General features: G+C 70.0%; 14 protein-coding genes. 13 read left to right on the plus strand and 1 reads right to left on the minus strand.

What is annotated here, in order from left to right:
- The first annotated feature begins 24 nt into the window (after nucleotides 1–24).
- The 13 genes from VMJ70_03750 (at nucleotide 25) to VMJ70_03810 (ending at nucleotide 14,776) form a co-directional block, all read left to right on the plus strand.
- Nucleotides 25–960 (plus strand): polysaccharide deacetylase family protein, encoded by a 936-nt coding sequence (locus tag VMJ70_03750; protein ID HTO90221.1) that lies wholly within the window; start codon nucleotides 25–27, stop codon nucleotides 958–960.
- On the plus strand, nucleotides 957–2,087 hold the full coding sequence (locus tag VMJ70_03755) for a glycosyltransferase (GenBank protein ID HTO90222.1): 1,131 nt from the start codon (nucleotides 957–959) through the stop codon (nucleotides 2,085–2,087). Before VMJ70_03750 ends, VMJ70_03755 begins: the two co-directional genes overlap by 4 nt.
- Nucleotides 2,084–3,319, plus strand: a complete 1,236-nt coding sequence (locus VMJ70_03760) for a glycosyltransferase (protein HTO90223.1) — start codon at nucleotides 2,084–2,086, stop codon at nucleotides 3,317–3,319. Before VMJ70_03755 ends, VMJ70_03760 begins: the two co-directional genes overlap by 4 nt.
- 5 nt (nucleotides 3,320–3,324) lie before the next feature.
- Nucleotides 3,325–4,464, plus strand: a complete 1,140-nt coding sequence (locus VMJ70_03765) for a glycosyltransferase (GenBank protein ID HTO90224.1) — start codon at nucleotides 3,325–3,327, stop codon at nucleotides 4,462–4,464.
- Nucleotides 4,461–5,096, plus strand: coding sequence for a sugar transferase (locus tag VMJ70_03770; protein HTO90225.1), 636 nt, complete (start codon nucleotides 4,461–4,463; stop codon nucleotides 5,094–5,096). The genes VMJ70_03765 and VMJ70_03770 overlap by 4 nt, the downstream gene beginning before the upstream one ends.
- Before the next feature lie 5 nt (nucleotides 5,097–5,101).
- Nucleotides 5,102–6,013, plus strand: a complete 912-nt coding sequence (locus VMJ70_03775; protein HTO90226.1) for an exosortase/archaeosortase family protein — start codon at nucleotides 5,102–5,104, stop codon at nucleotides 6,011–6,013.
- Nucleotides 6,010–6,654: an EpsI family protein gene (locus VMJ70_03780; protein HTO90227.1), complete on the plus strand. Its 645-nt coding sequence runs from the start codon at nucleotides 6,010–6,012 to the stop codon at nucleotides 6,652–6,654. Before VMJ70_03775 ends, VMJ70_03780 begins: the two co-directional genes overlap by 4 nt.
- Nucleotides 6,651–7,499: a hypothetical protein gene (locus tag VMJ70_03785; GenBank protein HTO90228.1), complete on the plus strand. Its 849-nt coding sequence runs from the start codon at nucleotides 6,651–6,653 to the stop codon at nucleotides 7,497–7,499. Before VMJ70_03780 ends, VMJ70_03785 begins: the two co-directional genes overlap by 4 nt.
- Entirely contained in the window at nucleotides 7,496–8,986 is a 1,491-nt protein-coding gene (locus VMJ70_03790; GenBank protein HTO90229.1) for a tetratricopeptide repeat protein, read from the plus strand. Before VMJ70_03785 ends, VMJ70_03790 begins: the two co-directional genes overlap by 4 nt.
- A 12-nt stretch (nucleotides 8,987–8,998) precedes the next feature.
- Complete coding sequence (gene prsK / locus VMJ70_03795) at nucleotides 8,999–11,161, plus strand: XrtA/PEP-CTERM system histidine kinase PrsK (protein ID HTO90230.1); 2,163 nt, start codon at nucleotides 8,999–9,001, stop codon at nucleotides 11,159–11,161.
- Complete coding sequence (gene prsR / locus VMJ70_03800) at nucleotides 11,151–12,554, plus strand: PEP-CTERM-box response regulator transcription factor (protein ID HTO90231.1); 1,404 nt, start codon at nucleotides 11,151–11,153, stop codon at nucleotides 12,552–12,554. The genes prsK and prsR overlap by 11 nt, the downstream gene beginning before the upstream one ends.
- Before the next feature lie 259 nt (nucleotides 12,555–12,813).
- Nucleotides 12,814–13,530 carry a deoxynucleoside kinase gene (locus VMJ70_03805; protein ID HTO90232.1) on the plus strand — a complete coding sequence of 239 codons (717 nt, stop codon included), beginning with the start codon at nucleotides 12,814–12,816 and terminating at the stop codon, nucleotides 13,528–13,530.
- Nucleotides 13,531–13,606: 76 nt separating this feature from the next.
- Nucleotides 13,607–14,776, plus strand: coding sequence for a PQQ-dependent sugar dehydrogenase (locus VMJ70_03810; protein HTO90233.1), 1,170 nt, complete (start codon nucleotides 13,607–13,609; stop codon nucleotides 14,774–14,776).
- A 13-nt stretch (nucleotides 14,777–14,789) separates the two neighbouring features.
- On the opposite strand, the gene ileS is transcribed toward VMJ70_03810, so the two are convergent.
- On the minus strand, nucleotides 14,790–17,645 hold the full coding sequence (gene ileS, locus VMJ70_03815; protein ID HTO90234.1) for an isoleucine--tRNA ligase: 2,856 nt from the start codon (nucleotides 17,643–17,645) through the stop codon (nucleotides 14,790–14,792).
- Nucleotides 17,646–17,784 lie beyond the last annotated feature (139 nt).

A 17,784-nucleotide genomic window follows, 5' to 3' on the forward strand; every position in this document is an offset into this window, starting at 1 on the left:
CGGAGCGTGCCGAGGTTGACGATCGTGCGCCATCACCGCGTATACGACGACCATGAGCGGCCACTCTACCGGTTGGGGGTGAGCGCCTCGGTTCTCGAGTCACAGCTGCGCGCGCTGTCGGTTGCCGGCCTCGCGCCGCTCACGGTGAGCGAGGGCCTCGCGCGGCTCGCCGAGTCGCGCACCGGCCACTGGGTGGCGATGAGCTTCGACGACGGTTACGCCGATAACGTGTCGCGGGCGCTTCCGCTGCTGAAGGCCGCGGGAGCGCGAGCCACCTTCTATCTCACCGCGGGATGGATCGACGCTCGCCGGCCCGCCTGGTGGGACGAACTGGCGTACGCGCTCGAGCACGCGCGGGTTCCCGAGTGTCGCTGGACGTCCGATCAGGGGCGGGTCGTGTCGCTGCGGCTCGCGACTCCGCGGGACCGCGCCGATTCGTTGAGGAAGCTCTTGCCCGAAATGAGAGTGCCGACCGAGGCTCGCGCCCGATCACTCGAGCGCCTGCGCGAAGCCACGGCCGCCGCCGGCGAAGCGCCCTGCGAGTTCGCCGACTGGAGCGAGGCCGCGCGGCTGCTCGAAGCCGGCATGGAGATCGGCGCCCACACGCTCACCCATCCCCATCTGAGTCTGCTCGATCCGGCCGGGCAGCGACGCGAGATCGAGGGCTCGATCCGCCTGATCGAATCGCGGCTCGGAAGCCCGCCGACCGGATTCGCATACCCGGGCGGCGATCTCGACGAGCGCTCGGTCGCGATCGTCCGCGACGCGCGGCTGGCACACGCGGTCACGACCTCGCGCGGCGACGTCACCCCGGGCGCGGATCGGCTGCGGCTCCCGCGCCGCGGGCTGTCGGAGGGCGCCTGCCTCGGACCCACCGGCGTCTTTTCGACGCGTCTCACGCTCGCCGAGGTGCGCGGGGCCTTTGACGGGCTGCGCTCTCGCGTGGAGGCTGCGGCATGAGCGCGCGCCCGGTTCGGCTCCTGTTCGTGGTCGGCAATTTCGCCGCCGGTGGTGCGGAACGACACCTGCTCGAGCTGTGGTCGCGCATCGATCGCACGAAGTTCGCGGTCGAGATCGCCTGCTTTCGCGCCGAAGGCCGCTTCTGGCCGGACGTGAAGGCGCTGGGCTGGCCGGTCCACGAGCTGAAGGTGGGGAAGCGGGTCTACGACTGGACCGGGTTCCGCGGCCTGTTGCGACTGATCCGAGTCACGCGGCGGTCGAAGCCCGATGTGATTCATGGCTATCTGTTCGGCCCGAACCTGTTCGCGGTGCTGGCCGGCCGCGCGGCCAGGGTTCCGGTGGTGGCGGTGGCCAAGCGCAACATCGATGCGTTCGAAACTCCACGCCAGGTTCGCGTCCAGCGCTGGGTGCACCGGAACGCCTCGCACGTCACTGCGGTGAGCGAGAAGGTGGCCGAGACCGTGGTGGCGATGGGGGTGCCGCGGGCTCGGATCACGGTGATCCCCAACGGCGTGGATCTCTCGCGATTCGCGCACGCGGGCGGCGACCGCGCGAGCCTGGGCGCTGCGAATGGCGAGCTCGTGATCGGCAGCGTGGGCTGCCTCGCGGCGCGCAAGGACTACGGCACGCTGCTCGAAGCGCTGGCGACGCTCGAACGCTCGGGACGTCGCTTCCACGCGGCGCTGGTCGGCGACGGCCCGGAGCGCGAGGCCCTCGAGCAGCGCGCGCGCGAGCTGGGAGTTTCGGCGCGCACCACGTTTCTCGGCGAGCGCGCGGATGTCGAGCGCCTGCTCCCGGCCATGGACGTGTTCGTGCTCTCCTCGCGCGAGGAGGGCATCCCCAACGCCCTGCTGGAGGCGATGGCCGCCGGGCGGCCGTCGGTGGCGACCGCGGTCGGCGGCACGCCCGAGGTGCTCGAGGACGGCGTCACCGGCTGGCTCGTGCCGCCTGCCGATCCGGCCGCGCTGGCGGCCGCGCTCGAGCAGACGCTGGCGGATCCCGACGAGGCGCGCCGGCGGGGCGAGGCCGCGCGCCGTGCCACCGAGGAGAAGATGAGCATCGATGCCATGGTCAGGCGCCACGAGGAGTTCTACCGGCGAGCGGTCGACGGGGAGCGGCGGCCGTGAAATCGATCGCCTACGTCACCACCACCTTCCCGACTTTCGCCGCGTTCCTGGAAGGGGAAGTGGCGCGATTCCACCGCCGCGGCGCGCGCATCCGCGTGTTCACGCTGCGCCCGCTTCGGGGCAACTACCAGTCGGATCACGCCGCGCTGATTCCGCTCACCACCTTTGTCGGATCACCCTTCGATCTCCGCGCCTGGGTGGCGCTGTTCGCGTGGTCGCTGCGCCGGCCACGCGTGCTGTTCCCCGAATTCGCGCGGGTGATGTGGGCCTCGCGGGGATCGCTCTACGCGCTGGCCGGCCACCTCTTCTGGCTGCCGGCCGCGGCCCGCGTGGCGACGCTGGTCGAGCGGGAGAACCTCGAGCGCGTCCACGGCGCGTGGGCGCATTTCCCGGCCACCGTGGCCTATCTCGCCGCGCGCCTGACCGGGCGGCGCTTCAGCCTCGCCGGCCACGCCGGTTCCGATCTCTATCGCACCCAGGCTTTTCTTCGCGAGAAGACGCTGGCGGCGGATTTCGTCACCACCTGCGTGCGCGGCAACCGGGACATGCTGCGCCAGCTGGCCGGCCCGGCGGCGCGCGTCGAGTGGATCTACCACGGCGTGGATCGTTCGCGCTTCAACGGCGCCGGCCGAGCGCGCGGCGCCGACCCGCTGCTGCTCGCGGTCGGCCGGCTGGCCGAGACCAAGGGCTTCGACACCGCGGTGCGAGCCCTCGGCGAGCTCAAGCGCCGCGGGCTGGTGCCACGCCTGCAGTTCGTGGGCGATGGTCCGGATCGACCGCTGCTCGAGCGCCTGGCGCGCGAGCAGGGCGTCGCCGACCAGGTCGAATTCCGCGGCTGGCTCCAGCAGGGCGAGCTGCTGCCGCTCTACCAACGCGCCTGGCTGCTGCTCGCGCCGAGCCGCGTGCTCGCCAACGGGCGGCGCGACGGCATTCCCAACGTGATCGTGGAGGCGCTGGCCATGGGCCTTCCGTGCGCCGGAACGCGCGCCGCGGGCCTCGAGGAGGCGATCACTTCGGGCGTGAACGGCGTGCTCGCGCCGCCCGACGACCCGGTGGCGCTCGCCGACGCGGTCGAGCCGCTGTTGCGCGATCCCTCGCGTCTCGATCGGATGAGCGAGGCGGCGCGCGGTCGCATCCTCAGCGAGTTCGACGCCGAGGCGAACTTCGAGCGGCTGTGGAACCTGTTCGAGACCGACGGGGCGTCCCTGAGCCCATCGGCCGCGGCGTCGTGAAGCGCATGCGCGTCCTGCACGTGATCGAGGCCATGCATCAGGGCGGCGCCGAGTCGCTGCTGGTCGAGCACGCCCGGCGCGCCGGGCCCGGCGTCGAGGTGTTGATCTGCGCGCTCAATCGCGGCGGGCCGGCGCTCGAGGCCGCGCGCGTCGCCGGAGCGCGGGTCTTCCTGCTCGAGAAGGGCGGCGCGCGCTGGAGCGGACTCCAGGCTCTGATCGCGCTCATGCGCCGGGAGCGCGTGGACGTGGTGAACGGCCACAATCCCACCGGGGGGCTCTACGGCCTCGCGGCGGCGCGTTGGAGTGGCGTTCCGGTCGGCATCCGCACCGAGCACAGCCTGCACGCCCCGGGCCGGCACTCGCCGATCTATCCGGCGCTGGAGCGCGCCGGCACCTGGATGGCGGATCGGGTCATCTGCGTCTGCGAGGCGGTGCGTGAGAGCCACGTCTCGCGGCTGGGCTGGGCGCGCGAGCGCTTCATCGTGATCACGAACGGGATCTCGGAAGCGCCCCCGGCACGTCCGCGCGAAGCGGTGCGCGCCGAGCTCGGGTTCGGCGCAGAGACGCCGCTGGTGATCGCGGTCGGCAGCCTGACCCGCCAGAAATCCCAGCACGTGCTGCTCGAGGCCATGGCGCGGCTCCAGCAACGCGAGGCGCGCCTGCTGCTCGCTGGCGAGGGCCCGCTGCGCGAGGACCTCGAGCGGCGCGCGCGCGAGCTGGCGCTGGGCCAGCGGGTGCGCTTCCTGGGCGCACGTCTCGACGTCGCCGATCTCTACGCGGCCTCGGACGTGTACGCGCTGCCGTCGCAGCGGGAAGGGCTGTCGATCTCGCTGCTGGAATCCATGCGGGCGGGAATCCCGGCGGTCGCAACCCGAGTGGGTGGCAACGGCGAGGCGATCGAGGACGGCGTCAGCGGACGACTGGTTCCGGTTCACGACCCCGCGGGAATGGCCGCCGCGCTCGACGCGCTGATCGCCGACCGGGCCGGCGCGCGCGCGATGGGAGCCGCGGCCGAGAAGCGCTGGCGCTCGCGATTCACCGCCGAGCGCATGGTGCGCGAGACCGAAGCGTTGTACCGCGAGCGCCTCGCGCGGCGCGCACCCGGCGAACGACGCGCGAGCGGCGAGGCGGAGCACGTCGCGTGAGCCGGGCCCTGGAAGACGCTCCTCGTCCCGGGCCGCGACCGATCGCGCCGCTGCCGGCCGGCGCGTATGGCGGCGTGAAGCGGGCCGCGGACGTGTTCGGCGCGACCCTCGGACTGGCCGTGGCGGCGCCGCTGATGTTGCTGATCGCGATCGCGATCCGGCTCGACTCGCCGGGGCCGGCGCTGTTTCGGCAGCGTCGCATCGGGCGAGGCTCGCACGAGTTCGAAATCGTGAAGTTCCGTACCATGCGGGTGGGCACGCCCGACCTGGCTTCGCATCTGCTCGGTCCCGGCTCGAGCCGGGTGACGAGGCTCGGCTTCTGGCTGCGCCGCGCGAGCCTCGACGAGCTGCCGCAGCTCTGGAACGTTCTCAAGGGCGACATGACGATGGTGGGGCCGCGTCCGGCGCTCTACAACCAGTACGATCTGATCGCGCTCCGCCAGCAGGCCGGTGTGGACGCTCTGAGGCCCGGGCTCACCGGCTGGGCGCAGGTGAACGGTCGCGACGAGCTCGCCATCGAGGAAAAGGTGCGCTACGACCGCTGGTATCTGGAGAACGTGAATCCCGGCCTCGACGTCTCGATCCTGGTACGCACGCTGATCACGCTGTTTTCCTCCCGCGGAGTCTACTGAACCCCGTGAGCGCGACCCCCACTTCCGCGGCCGGCGAGTCCCACCGCAATCCGCCCGGGGCGCGAGCGCGGATCTGGCTCGCGGCCCTCCCCGTCGCTGCGTTGTTCGCCCTCGCCTACGGCCGGACGTTCGCCGCGTTGTGGGATACCTGGCTCCACAACGACAACTACTCGCACGGGCCGCTGGTGCCGGTGGTGAGCGCGGTGCTGGTGTGGAGTCGCCGGAAGAAGCTCGCGCGGCTTCCCATCGAAGGTCGCGCCTCGGGGCTCCTGCTGGTCGCGGCCGCGTGCGCGTTGCAGATCGTCGGCATCCGGACCGACGTGCTCGCGCTGCAGGGCTGGTCGGCGTTGGGGCTCCTCTTCGGCCTGAGCCTGTCGCTGCTCGGGGCGGCCTGGACGCGCGCGCTTGCTTTTCCGCTCGCGTTTCTGGCGTTCATGTTGCCCTTCCCGGCGGTGTTCGTGAACCAATTGAGCTTCGCGCTCAAGGAGATCACGGTGCGAATCTCGACTCGGGCCGCGGAATGGCTGGGCGCGTCACTGCTCCGGGACGGGATGACGCTCTACCTTCAGAGCGGCGAGCTGCGGATCGAGAACCCGTGCAGCGGATTGCGTTCCCTGATCGCGCTGCTCGCCACCGGCGCGCTGTTCGCGGGAATCCAGCGAGGGGCCTGGTGGCGGCGGGCGTCGTTGTTCGCGCTGGCCCTGCCGATCGCGGTGCTGGCCAACGCGGCGCGCATCACGCTGTTGATCGTCATCGGGCACTACCTCGGCGTCGAGCGTGCGGGCGGTCTGGTGCACGACGTTTCCGGCTACCTGCTGTACGCGCTGGCCGTGCTGGCGCTGCTGGGAGCGCGCGCGCTGCTCGAGCCGCGCGCGCACGAGCCGCGGCCGCCCGCGCTCGAGGCGATGGCTCGATGAAGCGCTACCTGCTCTCGCTCGTGCTGCTGTTGCTCACGGCGATCTATGTGCTGGCGCATCCGCCGGTGAACCTGGCCCTCGGCCGCGCGGTGCTGTCGCGGGTGCCGCAGGTGCTGGGCGACTGGAACGGGACCGATCTCTCGTTCGAGGACGCGGTGGTCGAGGAGCTGAAGGCCGACGATCTCATGATCCGCAGATACACGCGCGGCGACCAGCTGGTCTGGCTGTGCATCGTCTATCACCAGAATCGCCGCTACGGAGCGCACGACCCGCACCTCTGCTACGAGTCGCAGGGCTACATCATCGAGGGTGAGCATCAGGCGCCGATCGCGACCGGGGCGCACGGGGAGATCGTGGCCAACTGGTTCGTGGCGTCGCGGCCCAAACACCCGCGACTGGTCGCCTACTGGTGGACCACCGAGGGGCTCGACACGCACGATGTCGCCGAATTCCGGCGGCGCATGGCGATGTCCGGGATGCTCGAGAACCGGTCGTGGGGCGCGTTCGTGCGCGTCGAGACGCCGATTCGCGACGACGACGAGGGCGCCGCAACCTCGCGCCTGCAGGCCTTCGCGACCGAGGTGGCTCGCGTGCTGCCGCGGGTGTTCGCCGACAGCACCGGGGCGGCGCGCCGCGGATGAGTCTGTTCGAGCAGGTGGCCCTCGGCATCCAGGCGTTGCGCTTCACGGTGCTGGCCCTGTTCCGTCCGCGGCTGTGGGCGCCGTGGCTGATGCTGGGCGCCGTCGAGGTGCTGGTGGTGGTCGCGCTCTGGCAGTTCGCGCACCCCGCGTTCTCGTGGTTCATGGCGCCCCTGCTCTCGAGGCTGGCCGGCGAGCCGGCGCTCCACTATCCGCGCGTGTTCGAATTGATGCCGGAGTTCTTCGATCGCGCCGACGTGGCGGTGGGAGCGCTCCTCGGCTCGGTCGCGATCGGGATCGCCACGCCACTGTTCGCCGGACAATTCCGGGGCGAAACGCCGCGCGTCGGTGAGGCGCTCGCCCAGGGCCTGCGCCGCTCGCCGGCGCTGATCCTGGTGCAGCTGCCTTTCAATGTGCTGGTGACCGGAATCTCGCTGGGCGTTTCCGCATGGCTGGCGCACCGTGGCGGCGCGGGACTGATCACGCGCGCCGCCGAGCTCGGCGTCACCGGCGGCTCGCTGGCGCTGCAGGCGTCGTTCTTCTACGCGGCCGCTCTCGTGATGCTCAAGGGGAGGAGCGCGCTCGAGTCGCTGCGCGAACTTCCCTCCACCTGGCGCCGTGGCTTCGTTCCGGCATGCGTGGTCGGGGCTCTCACGCTGCTGCTCCTGCTCCCGCTGCACTGGCTCTCCGGGCAGGACGACCTGGTGGTGGCGCGAGGGCGACCCGAGCTGGTCGGCTGGTTGACGCTGCTCGAAGTGGCCGGAGGACTGCTCAACTGGTTCCTGCTCACGGGCAGCGCGACCCTGATCTTCCTGAGCGCTCTCGACCGCCCGGACGACGAAGCATGAGGACTCCGGCGCGTCTGATGGGGGCGGCGCTGCTCGCCGTGCTCCTCGCCGGCTGCGGCCATCAGCTGCTGTGGGAGCGCTGGCAGGCCGAGCGCGCGTTCTGGCAGGCCGACCGCGAGGTGGCGCGGATCTTCGTCAATCCGCGGGTCGCGCGCCCCGAGGACTATCGCCGCGCCGAATCGGCCTTCGCACGCATCGCTCGCATCTTCCCGGCCGAGGCGTGGGTGGCGCGGAGGGAGCCGATGGCGCGCGAGATCGCCGAGATCTCGGGCCGCGCGACGCTGGCGCTGGCGCGACTGGCCGAGCTGCAGGGGCGTTCCGCCGAGGCGCTGTCGGGATACCGTCGGGTCATCGAGGAATGGCCGGACTACGATCGCCTCAGGCTCGACGCCCTCGAGCACCTGGGAGACGCGCTGGAGTCGAACGGTGACGGCGAAGGCGCGATGCGCGCATGGGAGCGTATGGCCCGTGAGTTCGCCCCGCTCGACTCCGCTCGAGACGAGGTCCGCCCGGCGGTGCTCGAGGCGCCGCTCGCCCTGGCCGTGATCTGGGAGCAGCGCGGCGATCGGGCGCGTCGCGACTCGACGCTGGTCGCGGCCGAGCTCCGGCTCGAATCGTCCATGAGGCGGGTGAGCGGCTCCTCGGCCTCGGTCGCGCTGCTCGACGCGATCGCCCGCGGCCGGGAGCTGCGCGGTGACGTCGGAGGGGCACTCGATGCCTGGCGGGAGACGCTGAGCGCCGGCGGGGCCGACACCGCCCGCGCGTCGCGCATCATTCAGCTCGGCGAGCGCGAGCTCGAAGCGGGACGGGCCGACTCGGCGCGGGTCTACGCGCGCTGGGGCGCCGAGTTCGATGGGCCGCCACGGCTGCGGGCGCTCGAGCTGCTCGCCCGGAGCTTCGAGCGCGGTGGGGAGCCCGACTCGGCGCTCGACGTCTACGCCGGCATCGTGAGTGAATTTCCGCACAACGACGAGGCCACCGCGGGGGCGAGATACCAGCGCGCCCTGATCCTCGAGCGGCTCGACCGTTGGGCGCAGGCGCGTTCCGAGTTCGGCGCGTTGTGTGCCGCGCAACCCACGCATCCCCTGGCGCTCGAAGCCTGGACGCGGGTGGTGGAGCACTACCGCAAGCTGGGCGAATCGGAGCTGGCGCGAATCGAGGCCGATCACGGGCTCGCGGCGCTCGATCTCCTGATCTCCACCCAGCACGACGATGCGGTCCGGCTGCGCTGCTTCGAGGCGCGCGCTTCCGTGCAGCTCGCCGACGACCGGGTGCGCGACGCAGCCGAAACCCTGCGCGGACTGTGGGCGGCGGCTCCGGTCACGGTGGCGGGCGCCCGGCTCGGTGCGGAGGCGGCGCGCCGGGCCGGAGCCGACCTGCACGATGCGGCGCTGGCGGGCGGCTTGTGGCAGATTCTAGCCGAGCGGTCTCCCGACCCGGACATCCGGCGAGAGGCCGGCAGGGCGCTCGGCCGACCGGTTTCGTAGCGGAGCACGTCGATGGACCTCACTTCGTCCCCCGTCCAGATCAGTCTGGTGATGGCCAGCGCGCTGCTGGCCACGGTGATCGGCGTGCTCGCCACGTTGCGCCGCGGCCACTGGCTGACGACGCTGCTGTTCGCCTCGGCGTTCCTGTCGATCGCCGCGTTCCAGACCGGGACGCTCTTCATGCTCCAGGCCGGCGACGCCACTTCGGCGCGCAACTGGGCCACCTATCTGGCCGGAGTCTCGGCGCTGGCCTCGTGGCTCTGGCTGTCGCTGAGCGTGGTGCTGGCCCGGACCGATCCGTGGGAGCAGATCCGCAATGCGGCCGCCTATCTGGCGCTCGCCCTGATCGGCTGCGTGGCGATGTTCTCGCTCGCCGTCAATCCCAGCATCGTCCACCAAGTGGTCGGGCTCGGCGGGAACGCGGTGATCCTGCTCGGCGGCATGGGCAAGGTCTACCTGATGTACCTGGTGGTGGCGATGGTGGCGGTGCTCATGAATCTGGAGCGCATGCTCCGCTCCGCCACCGCCACATTGCAGCGACGGTTGCGGGCCATGGCGCTGGCCTTCCTGGTGGCGATCCTGAGCGAGCTGCTGGTGGTGTCGGCCGGCCTGCTGTTCGGCGGCATTCGGGTCTCATGGCTGGCCGCGACCTCCGTGCCGCTGTTCGGTGCCGGCGTGGTCACGGCGCTGGCGCTGGCGCGCCGCCGGCTCTCCGACATGAGCGTGCCGCTGGCGCGTCCGGTCATCTACTACTCGTCGGTCTCGCTCACGCTGGCCGGCGCCTTCCTGCTCAGCATGGCGGTGCTCTCGAAGGTGCTGCCGGTCCTCACCCCGGAGTGGAAGCGCGTGGTGAGCCTGTGCTTCTACCTGCTGGTCGGCGGCGGCGGACTGCTGCTCACCGTCAGCCCGCGCAGCAGCCGCGCGATCAAACGCTTCATCGATCGAAACTTCTACGCCAATCGCTACGACTATCGCCGCGAGTGGGAGCGGGTGAGCGGAGCGCTCACGCCGGGAACGCGACTCGAGGAGATCTCGCGCCAGGTGGAGCAGCTGGTCACGGCGGTGTTCGAGCCCCATCGCGTCGCGGTCTACCTGCTCGACGAAGCCGATGGCGTGCTGCGCCGGATCCATGGGCCCGCGGCGATGCCGTCCCAGCTCTCGGCGGACAACCCCTTGATGATCGAGATGACCCGCACCCGGCGGCCGGTGGTGTTCGATCGGCTCTCGAGCGATCTCGACCTGATCCCGGTCGCGGCCGAGAATCGCGACGCCATCCGCGCGCTGGACGCCGCGGCCTGCGCGCCGCTCATGGTCGGCGATCGCCTGATCGGAGCGCTGTGGCTGTCCGCCAAGCGCACCGATGAGGACTACTCGGAGGAGGACGTCGAGTTCCTGGGCGCGATGTCGCGGCAGATCGCCGCGACGCTGTGGTTCGCGCGCCAGGCCGAGCAGCTGGCCGAGACCCGGCAGCTCGAATCGCTCAATCGGCTCGCGAGCTTCGTGCTCCACGACATCAAGAATCACATTTCGGGGCTTTCGCTGGTGGTCGAGAATGCACGCCGTCACATGAGCGATCCGGAGTTTCAGCGCGACGCCCTGGCGGTGGTCGAGCGCACGGTCGCGAGCCTCTCCGAGCTGATGCAGCAGGTGGCGAGCGTGGGGCGCAGTCTGGAAGTGCGCCCCGAGCCCTGCGACCTGCTCCAGCTGGTGGAGGAGTCGCTGGCCGGCGCCGGATTGCGGCGCGGCGAGCACGACGGCATCCAGGTCTCGGTCACCTGTCGCGCCGCTGAACAGGTGGTGCTGGACCGGCGCCAGATGAAGCGCGTGCTGACCAATCTGCTGACCAACGCGCGCGAGGCGCTGAGCGGTTCCGGTCACATCGACCTGCTCGCCGAGGTCGAGGCTCCCGAGAACGGCCGGGGCGGGCGCGTTCGCTTCGAGGTGCGCGACGACGGCCGCGGCATGAGCGAGGAGTTCATCCGCACCGCCTTGTTCCGGCCGTTCGCCACCACCAAGAGCGAGGGGCTGGGACTCGGTCTCGCCCAATCCCGCAGCATCGTCGAAGCGCATGGCGGTCGCATCCGCGTGGCCAGTCAGCCGGGCGACGGCACGCGCTTCGAGATCACGCTGCCGAACCAGGTCGCCGCCGTCGCCGAGGCCGGGCATGGACGCTGAACGCGTGTTGATCGTGGACGACGAGGAGTCGATCCGCAACCAGCTGCGCTGGGGTCTCGCCGACGAGTACGAGGTGTTCACCGCCGGCAGCGCCGAGGAAGCGCGTGATGCGCTCCGGCGCCACGCTCCCGGCGTCGTCACTCTCGACGTCACCCTGAGCCCGGCGGGCGGGCCCGCCGAGGAAGGCATGCGGTTGCTCGACGAAATCGTGGATCGTTATCCGTTCACCAAGGTGGTGATGGTGACCGGGAACGACCGGCGCGAGAATGCCCTGGCCGCGATCCGGCGCGGTGCGGTGGACTGGTACGCCAAGCCGATCCAGCTCGAAGAGCTGAAGGTCATCCTCAAGCGTGCGCTTCACATCCTCAAGATCGAGCGCGCCCAGGAGCCGGAACGGCTGGGGGCGCGCCGCTATCACCAGCTGATCGGCGAGTCCGAGGCCATGCGCAGGGTCTATGCGCTGATCCAGCGGGTGGCGCCCACCGACGCCACCGTGCTCACGGTGGGGGAGAACGGCACCGGCAAGGAGCTGGTCGCGCACGCGATCCACGAGGCAAGCCTTCGGCGCGACGCGCCGTTCGTGCCGATCAACTGTGGCGCCATTCCCGAGACGCTGCTCGAGAGCGAGCTGTTCGGGCACGAACGTGGCTCGTTCACCGACGCCTATCGCACGCGTGAAGGGCGAGTGGAGCTGGCGGCGGGCGGAACGCTGTTCCTGGACGAGATCGGCGAGCTGCCGCCGCCGCTTCAGGTCAAGCTGCTCCGCTTTCTCCAGGATCGTGTGGTGGAGCGCATCGGCTCGCGCGAGTCGACCCGGGTGGACGTTCGGGTGGTCGCGGCCACCAATCAGGATCTCCAGGCCGGGATGGCGGCCGGCAAATTTCGCGAGGATCTGTTCTACCGCCTGAGCGTGGTGACCATCGCGGTGCCCCCGCTGCGCGAGCGGGGCGATGACATCCGGGTGCTGGCCGAGTACTTCCTGGATTTCTATTCGCGGCACCACCAGCGGAAGGTCAAGGGCTTCAGCCAGTCGGCGCTCCGCGCGATCCTGCAGCATCGCTGGCCGGGAAACGTGCGCGAGCTGGAGAATCGCGTGCAGCGCGCCGTCATCCTGGCCCCGGACGCGACGCTGCGGCCCGAGGATCTCGAGCTGGAAGAAGTGAAGGAGAACTCGCCCCGCACCCTGCAGGCGGCGCGCGACCGGGCCGAGCGCTCGAGCATCGACGAGGCCATGACCCGCAACGCCGGCAACGTTTCGCGAGCGGCACGCGATCTCGGCATCAGCCGGCCCACGCTTCACGACCTTCTCAAGCGCCACGGGCTGGACGCCGGCTCCTTTCGCCGGGCCGGGGCCCCGGAGGGCGGGGGCGCCGACACCGAGGAGGAGGGCTGAGCCGCGCTACAGCCACGATCGAACCGGCCGGAAACAGTTCACCCCGCTCCGGACACTCGCGGAGCGGGGTGACTTTCAAATGGGGGACGTCGTTCTCAGCATCGCGGGCCGCACGCGAGTGTCATCGAACTAGCCCCCCAACTACCATTGCGTGCCCCGTATGAGATGTTTTCGCCGTCGGGGGGGTTCGGATATTTTCTCGATTCGGGCTCGTGAGCTCTTTTTTTTCTTTCAACCTGGCTGGTGAGGACGGTTCGCTTTGCAGCGTCCAAAACTTTCTGAACACGATCCTGACATTCATGGCGGCCCTGTCACCTCTCAGGGCTATTTTCTCGCAATTGCCGGGAACATCGGGGTGGGGAAGACCGAGCTGACCAATCGGCTGAGCGCCGAGCTGGGCTGGCTCGCCTACTACGAGCCGGTGATCAAGAACCCCTACCTCGACATGTTCTACGCCGACATGCCCCGCTGGAGTTTCCATCTCCAGATCTACTTCCTGAGCGAGCGCTTCAAGGCTCAGGTCCAGATCGGCCAGAGCGCCCTGCCCTTCATCCAGGACCGCACTATCTACGAAGACTCGGAGATCTTCGCCCGCACGCTGCACGAGCAGGGTTCGATGACCGAGGTGGACTACCGCAACTACACCGCCCTGTTCTCGGTGCTCGCCTCCTACCTGAGGAAGCCCGACCTCGTCATCTACCTCAAGGCGAGTCCCGAGGTGCTGATGAAGCGGATCGAGAGGCGGGGACGGGCGAGCGAGGCCGGGATCCAGATCGACTACATCACCCGGCTCAACAACGCCTACGACGACTGGATGAAGCGGGCCCGGGCCGAGCTCGAGGTGCTCGAAATCGACACCGATCAGATCGCCCTTCAAGGGGAGACGCCCGCCTTCCGACAACTGGTGGAGGATCTCAAGCGCCGCTATCCCCGGCAGGCCGAGCTCCCGCTCGCCGCGCCGGAGGATAAGCGCTAGGCTCCGACCCACTCGAAATACGCGACTGCAGGCGTTCCGAGTTCGGCCGCGAGCTCGAAACGGAGGGCACGATCACATGACTCGAGGCCGGCGACTCGCGTTTCTGCTCCTGCTTGCGGCCGCGAGTCTGTTCGCGTGCTCGGAGAAGCACGGCTCCAGCTCCACCGCCCCGCCGGTGACGCCGGCGCTCAAGCTCCAGAGCATCTCCACCGCCCTCAGCACTCCCGTGTTCCTGACCGCGCCGCCCGCGGACTTCACGCGCCTGTTCGTGGTCGAGAAGCCGGGGCGGATCCGCATCATCAAGAACGGCTCGCTCCTCCCGACCCCGTTCCTCGACATTCACTCGCAGGTCTCGACCGACACCGAACAGGGGCTGCTCGGGCTCGCGTTCGATCCGGGCTACGCGGCCAACGGCCGTTTCTACGTCAGCTTCAGCGACCTCTCGTGGAACGAGCACGTGGTGCGCTATCACGTGAGCGGCAACCCGGATGTGGCCGACCCCACGCCGCTCGACAGCGTGCTCTACACCCCGCACCCCGACACCAATCACAACGGCGGCATGCTGGCCTTTGGCCCCGATGGGATGCTGTACGCGAGCTTTGGCGATGGGGGCGGGGGCGGCGACACCTATCACCACAGTCAGACCACCGACGATCTGCTGGGCTCGATCTCGCGCATGGACGTCCACAACGTTCCCGCGGTGCCGGCCGCGGGAAATCCCGACTTCGGAGCGGGGGCGCGTCCGGAGATCTGGGACATCGGACTTCGCAATCCCTGGCGCTTCAGCTTCGATCGCGGCACCGGCGATCTCTACATCGGGGACGTCGGTCAGGATGATCACGAGGAAATCGACATCTCGACCGCGGCGGGCGGCGGCGGCAAGGGGGCCAATTACGGCTGGAACATCATGGAAGCGGGCGAGTGCTATCCGCCGGGAAGCGCCTGCAGCAGCGCGGGCCTCACGCCGCCGATGCTCGAGTACGATCACGGCGAAGGCTGCGCGGTGATCGGCGGCTACGTCTATCGTGGCAGCGCCCTGCCCGGCCTGCTCGGCACCTACTTCTACGGCGACAACTGCGCACACTGGGTGCGCAGCTTCCGCCTCAGTGGATTCACGGTGACCGAGAAGACCGACTGGCCGACCCTGGATCCCGGCAGCAGCATTACCAGCTTCGGCGAGGACGCCCGCGGCGAGATCTACGTCCTCACCCTGGCCGGCGGCGTCTACAAGATCGTGGCGCAGTAGCGGCCCGCGATCCTCAGCCCTTCCCGGCTCCCGACAGCGACTCGAGCACCGAACGGCAGCGAGCGCAGAGGCCGGCCTCCGACACGTCGTCGCGGTGGTTCCAGCAGCGTTCGCATTTCCTGAAGCGATCGCCCGCCGGCCGCGCCATCGCCGAGAAGGCCGCCGCGCCGCCGCCGGCGGCCGCCGCCACTCGTTGCGGAGCGATCTCGAGCGCGGCCACCATCAGAAAGTCGCGCAGCTCGGGGGCAAAGCGCGAGAGCCAGCTCTCCGAATCGGGCGCCGACAGCGTCACCGCCGCCTCCTGGGTGGTGGCGATGGTCTTGGCTGCGCGAAGCGGCTCGATCGCGCTGTTGACCACCGCGCGTACTTCCAGCAGCCGCTCCCACAGCGCGGGCTCCGCGGCATGCGCCGCGATCGGCCCGAGCACCGCCAGGTGCACGCTCTCCTGCTCGCGAACCAGGGCCGGATGGTGCTGCCAGACCTCCTCGGCGGTGAATACCAGCGCGGGGCCGGCCAGCACGCACAGGTCGTGAAGCGCGCGCCACAACACGGTCTGCGCGGAACGACGTGCCGGATCGTTGCGTCCCAGCGTGTAGAGCCGATCCTTCGCCACGTCGAGGAACGCGGCCGAGAGATGAACCGTGCAGACGTCGAGCAGCAGATCGAGGACGCGATGGAACTCGAGGCGTGAGTAGGCCGACCGCATCTGATCGACGCGACCCGCCAGAAAATCGTGAAACGCGCGGTCCACCTCGGTGAGCGCGGCGTGCGGCACCGAGTGCGCGGCCGGGTCGAAGTCGCTCAGGTTGCCGAGCAGGAATCGGAACGTATTGCGCACTTTCCGGTAGGCCTCCGCGACCCGCACCAGGATCTCATCACCGACGCGGACGTCGCTTCGCCAGTCGGTGGCCAGCGCCCACCAGCGCACGATCTCCGCGCCCGAGCGTTTCACGATGTCCATCGGCGCGATCACGTTGCCCAGCGACTTGTGCATGGCGCGGCCCTGCGCGTCCAGCACCCAGCCGTGGGTGTAGACCTCGGTGTAGGGCGGGCGGTCCGTGCAGCCGATCCCGACCATCAGCGACGAGTTGAACCAGCCGCGATGCTGGTCGGGTCCCTCGAGGTACGCCACGCCCTCGCCGGCCGCCGCACGCCGGAGTGCCTGATCGAGCCGCGGGGCGAGGTCGGGATGGGAGACGCGCACCGCCCGGTGCGTGCATCCGGAATCGAACCAGACATCGAGGATGTCGGTTTCCTTGCGAAACGGACCGGCGGCGCCACAGTGCTCGCACTTCATCCCCGCCGGCAGGAAGTCCTCGACCGGCTTCTCGAACCACGTGTCGGAGCCGCTCTGGCGCGTGATCTCCGCCGCCCGCGCCATGACGCGGGGGTCGAGCAGCGCTTCACCGCAGCTCTCGCAGTAGACCGCCGGGATCCCGACGCCCCACGAACGCTGGCGGGACAGACACCAGTCGGGCCGCCCGCGCACCGATTCGCGAATCCGATTGCGGGAACTTCCCGGATCCCAGCTCACCGCGCGCTCGATGGCGTCCAGCGCGCGCTGCCGATGCGTCAACCTCGCGCCGCCCTCGAGCGGCTCCGGCGCATGATCAATGATCATGAACCATTGCTTGGTGGCGCGGAAGATCACCGGCTGGCGGCAGCGCCAGCAGTGCGGGTAGGAATGAGTGATCGTACCCTTCGACAGCAGCCGGCCGCGCTCGGCGAGCCAGGCGATGATGTCGTCGTTGACCTCGAGCACGCTCCGGCCGACGAACGGTTCGGCTCCCGCCGTGAATCGGCCGGCCTCGTCCACCGGACAGAGCACGCCGAGTCCGTGCTTCTGTCCGATCTGAAAGTCCTCCTTGCCGTGGCCCGGAGCGGTGTGAACGATGCCGGTGCCGTCTTCCATGCTCACGAACGGCGTGCCGTCCACCACCTGCGACTCGTTGCCCCACGGGCCTTCGAACACGAGCCCGACGAGGTCGCGCCCGGGAAGCTCCGCTTCGACGGTGGCGCCGGCGAGACCGGCCGCCTCCGCGAACGCCGCGGCGCGTTCCTTCGCCACCAGCAGGCGCCGCTCGCCATCGCGCAGTACCACGTAGGCCGAGCCGGGATTCACCATCAGGCCGAGATTGGCGGGCAGGGTCCAGGGCGTCGTGGTCCACGCCACCGCCGCCACGCCGGGGAATCGCTTCAGTAGGCCGCCCTGGTCCCGGAGCAACGGGAACGCGACATGGATCGAAGGCGAGGCGTCATCCTGATACTCGATCTCGGCTTCGGCGAGGGCGGTGCGATCGGTGGGGCACCAGTGGATGGAGCGGAGCCCGCGCTGCACGTAGCCGCGGTCGGCGAGGCGCGCGAAGGTCTCGAGGATCGTGGCCTCGAAGTCCGAGCTCATGGTGAGGTAGGGGCGGCTCCAATCGCCCCACACTCCGAGGCGTTCGAACTCCTCGCGCTGGACGCCGACCCATTCCATCGCGTACTCGCGGCAGCGCCGGCGCAACGTCACACGATCGGGTTGCTGCTTCTTCTCGCGGAACTCCCGGCCCACCTGGATCTCGATCGGCATGCCGTGATTGTCCCAACCGGGCACGAACGGAGAATCGAAGCCGCGCATCGAAGCCTGCCGCACGGATGCGTCCTTCCAGATCTTGTTCGCGGCCGTTCCCATGTGGAGGTGGGCATTCGAATAGGGCGGACCGTCGTGAAGGATCCAGACCGGCGAGCCCCGGCGCGCCGCGGCGAGCTTGCTCTCGATCTGCCGCTCCTTCCACCACCCGAGACGTGCCGGCTCTCGCTGCTGGAGATCCGCCTTCATCGGGAACTCGGTGCTCGGCAGGTTCAGCGTGTCGCGATAGCCGGCCATCGAAAACCTCCGCCGGGAAAATGAAAACGCCCCACCCGATTCCGGTTGGGGCGACGCAGGTCGCGGTGCCACCCAACTTCGCGCGCGCCTCGCGGCGCGAGCCTCGTGGACCGGGCGCGAGGCGCGGTCCGACCCATTT

The organism is Candidatus Sulfotelmatobacter sp. (assembly GCA_035498555.1).
In the GTDB taxonomy this organism is placed as follows: Bacteria; Eisenbacteria; RBG-16-71-46; order RBG-16-71-46; family RBG-16-71-46; genus DATKAB01.

Excerpts from the sequence above, each read along its gene's own strand:
- VMJ70_03755 (HTO90222.1), top strand. The coding sequence starts at position 957 with ATGAGCGCGCGCCCGGTTCGGCTCCTGTTCGTGGTCGGCAATTTCGCC.
- VMJ70_03765 (HTO90224.1), top strand. The coding sequence starts at position 3,325 with ATGCGCGTCCTGCACGTGATCGAGGCCATGCATCAGGGCGGCGCCGAG.
- VMJ70_03780 (HTO90227.1), top strand. The coding sequence starts at position 6,010 with ATGAAGCGCTACCTGCTCTCGCTCGTGCTGCTGTTGCTCACGGCGATC.
- VMJ70_03785 (HTO90228.1), top strand. The coding sequence starts at position 6,651 with ATGAGTCTGTTCGAGCAGGTGGCCCTCGGCATCCAGGCGTTGCGCTTC.
- VMJ70_03790 (HTO90229.1), top strand. The coding sequence starts at position 7,496 with ATGAGGACTCCGGCGCGTCTGATGGGGGCGGCGCTGCTCGCCGTGCTC.
- prsK (HTO90230.1), top strand. The coding sequence starts at position 8,999 with ATGGACCTCACTTCGTCCCCCGTCCAGATCAGTCTGGTGATGGCCAGC.
- prsR (HTO90231.1), top strand. The coding sequence starts at position 11,151 with ATGGACGCTGAACGCGTGTTGATCGTGGACGACGAGGAGTCGATCCGC.
- VMJ70_03810 (HTO90233.1), top strand. The coding sequence starts at position 13,607 with ATGACTCGAGGCCGGCGACTCGCGTTTCTGCTCCTGCTTGCGGCCGCG.
- ileS (HTO90234.1), bottom strand. The coding sequence starts at position 17,645 with ATGGCCGGCTATCGCGACACGCTGAACCTGCCGAGCACCGAGTTCCCG.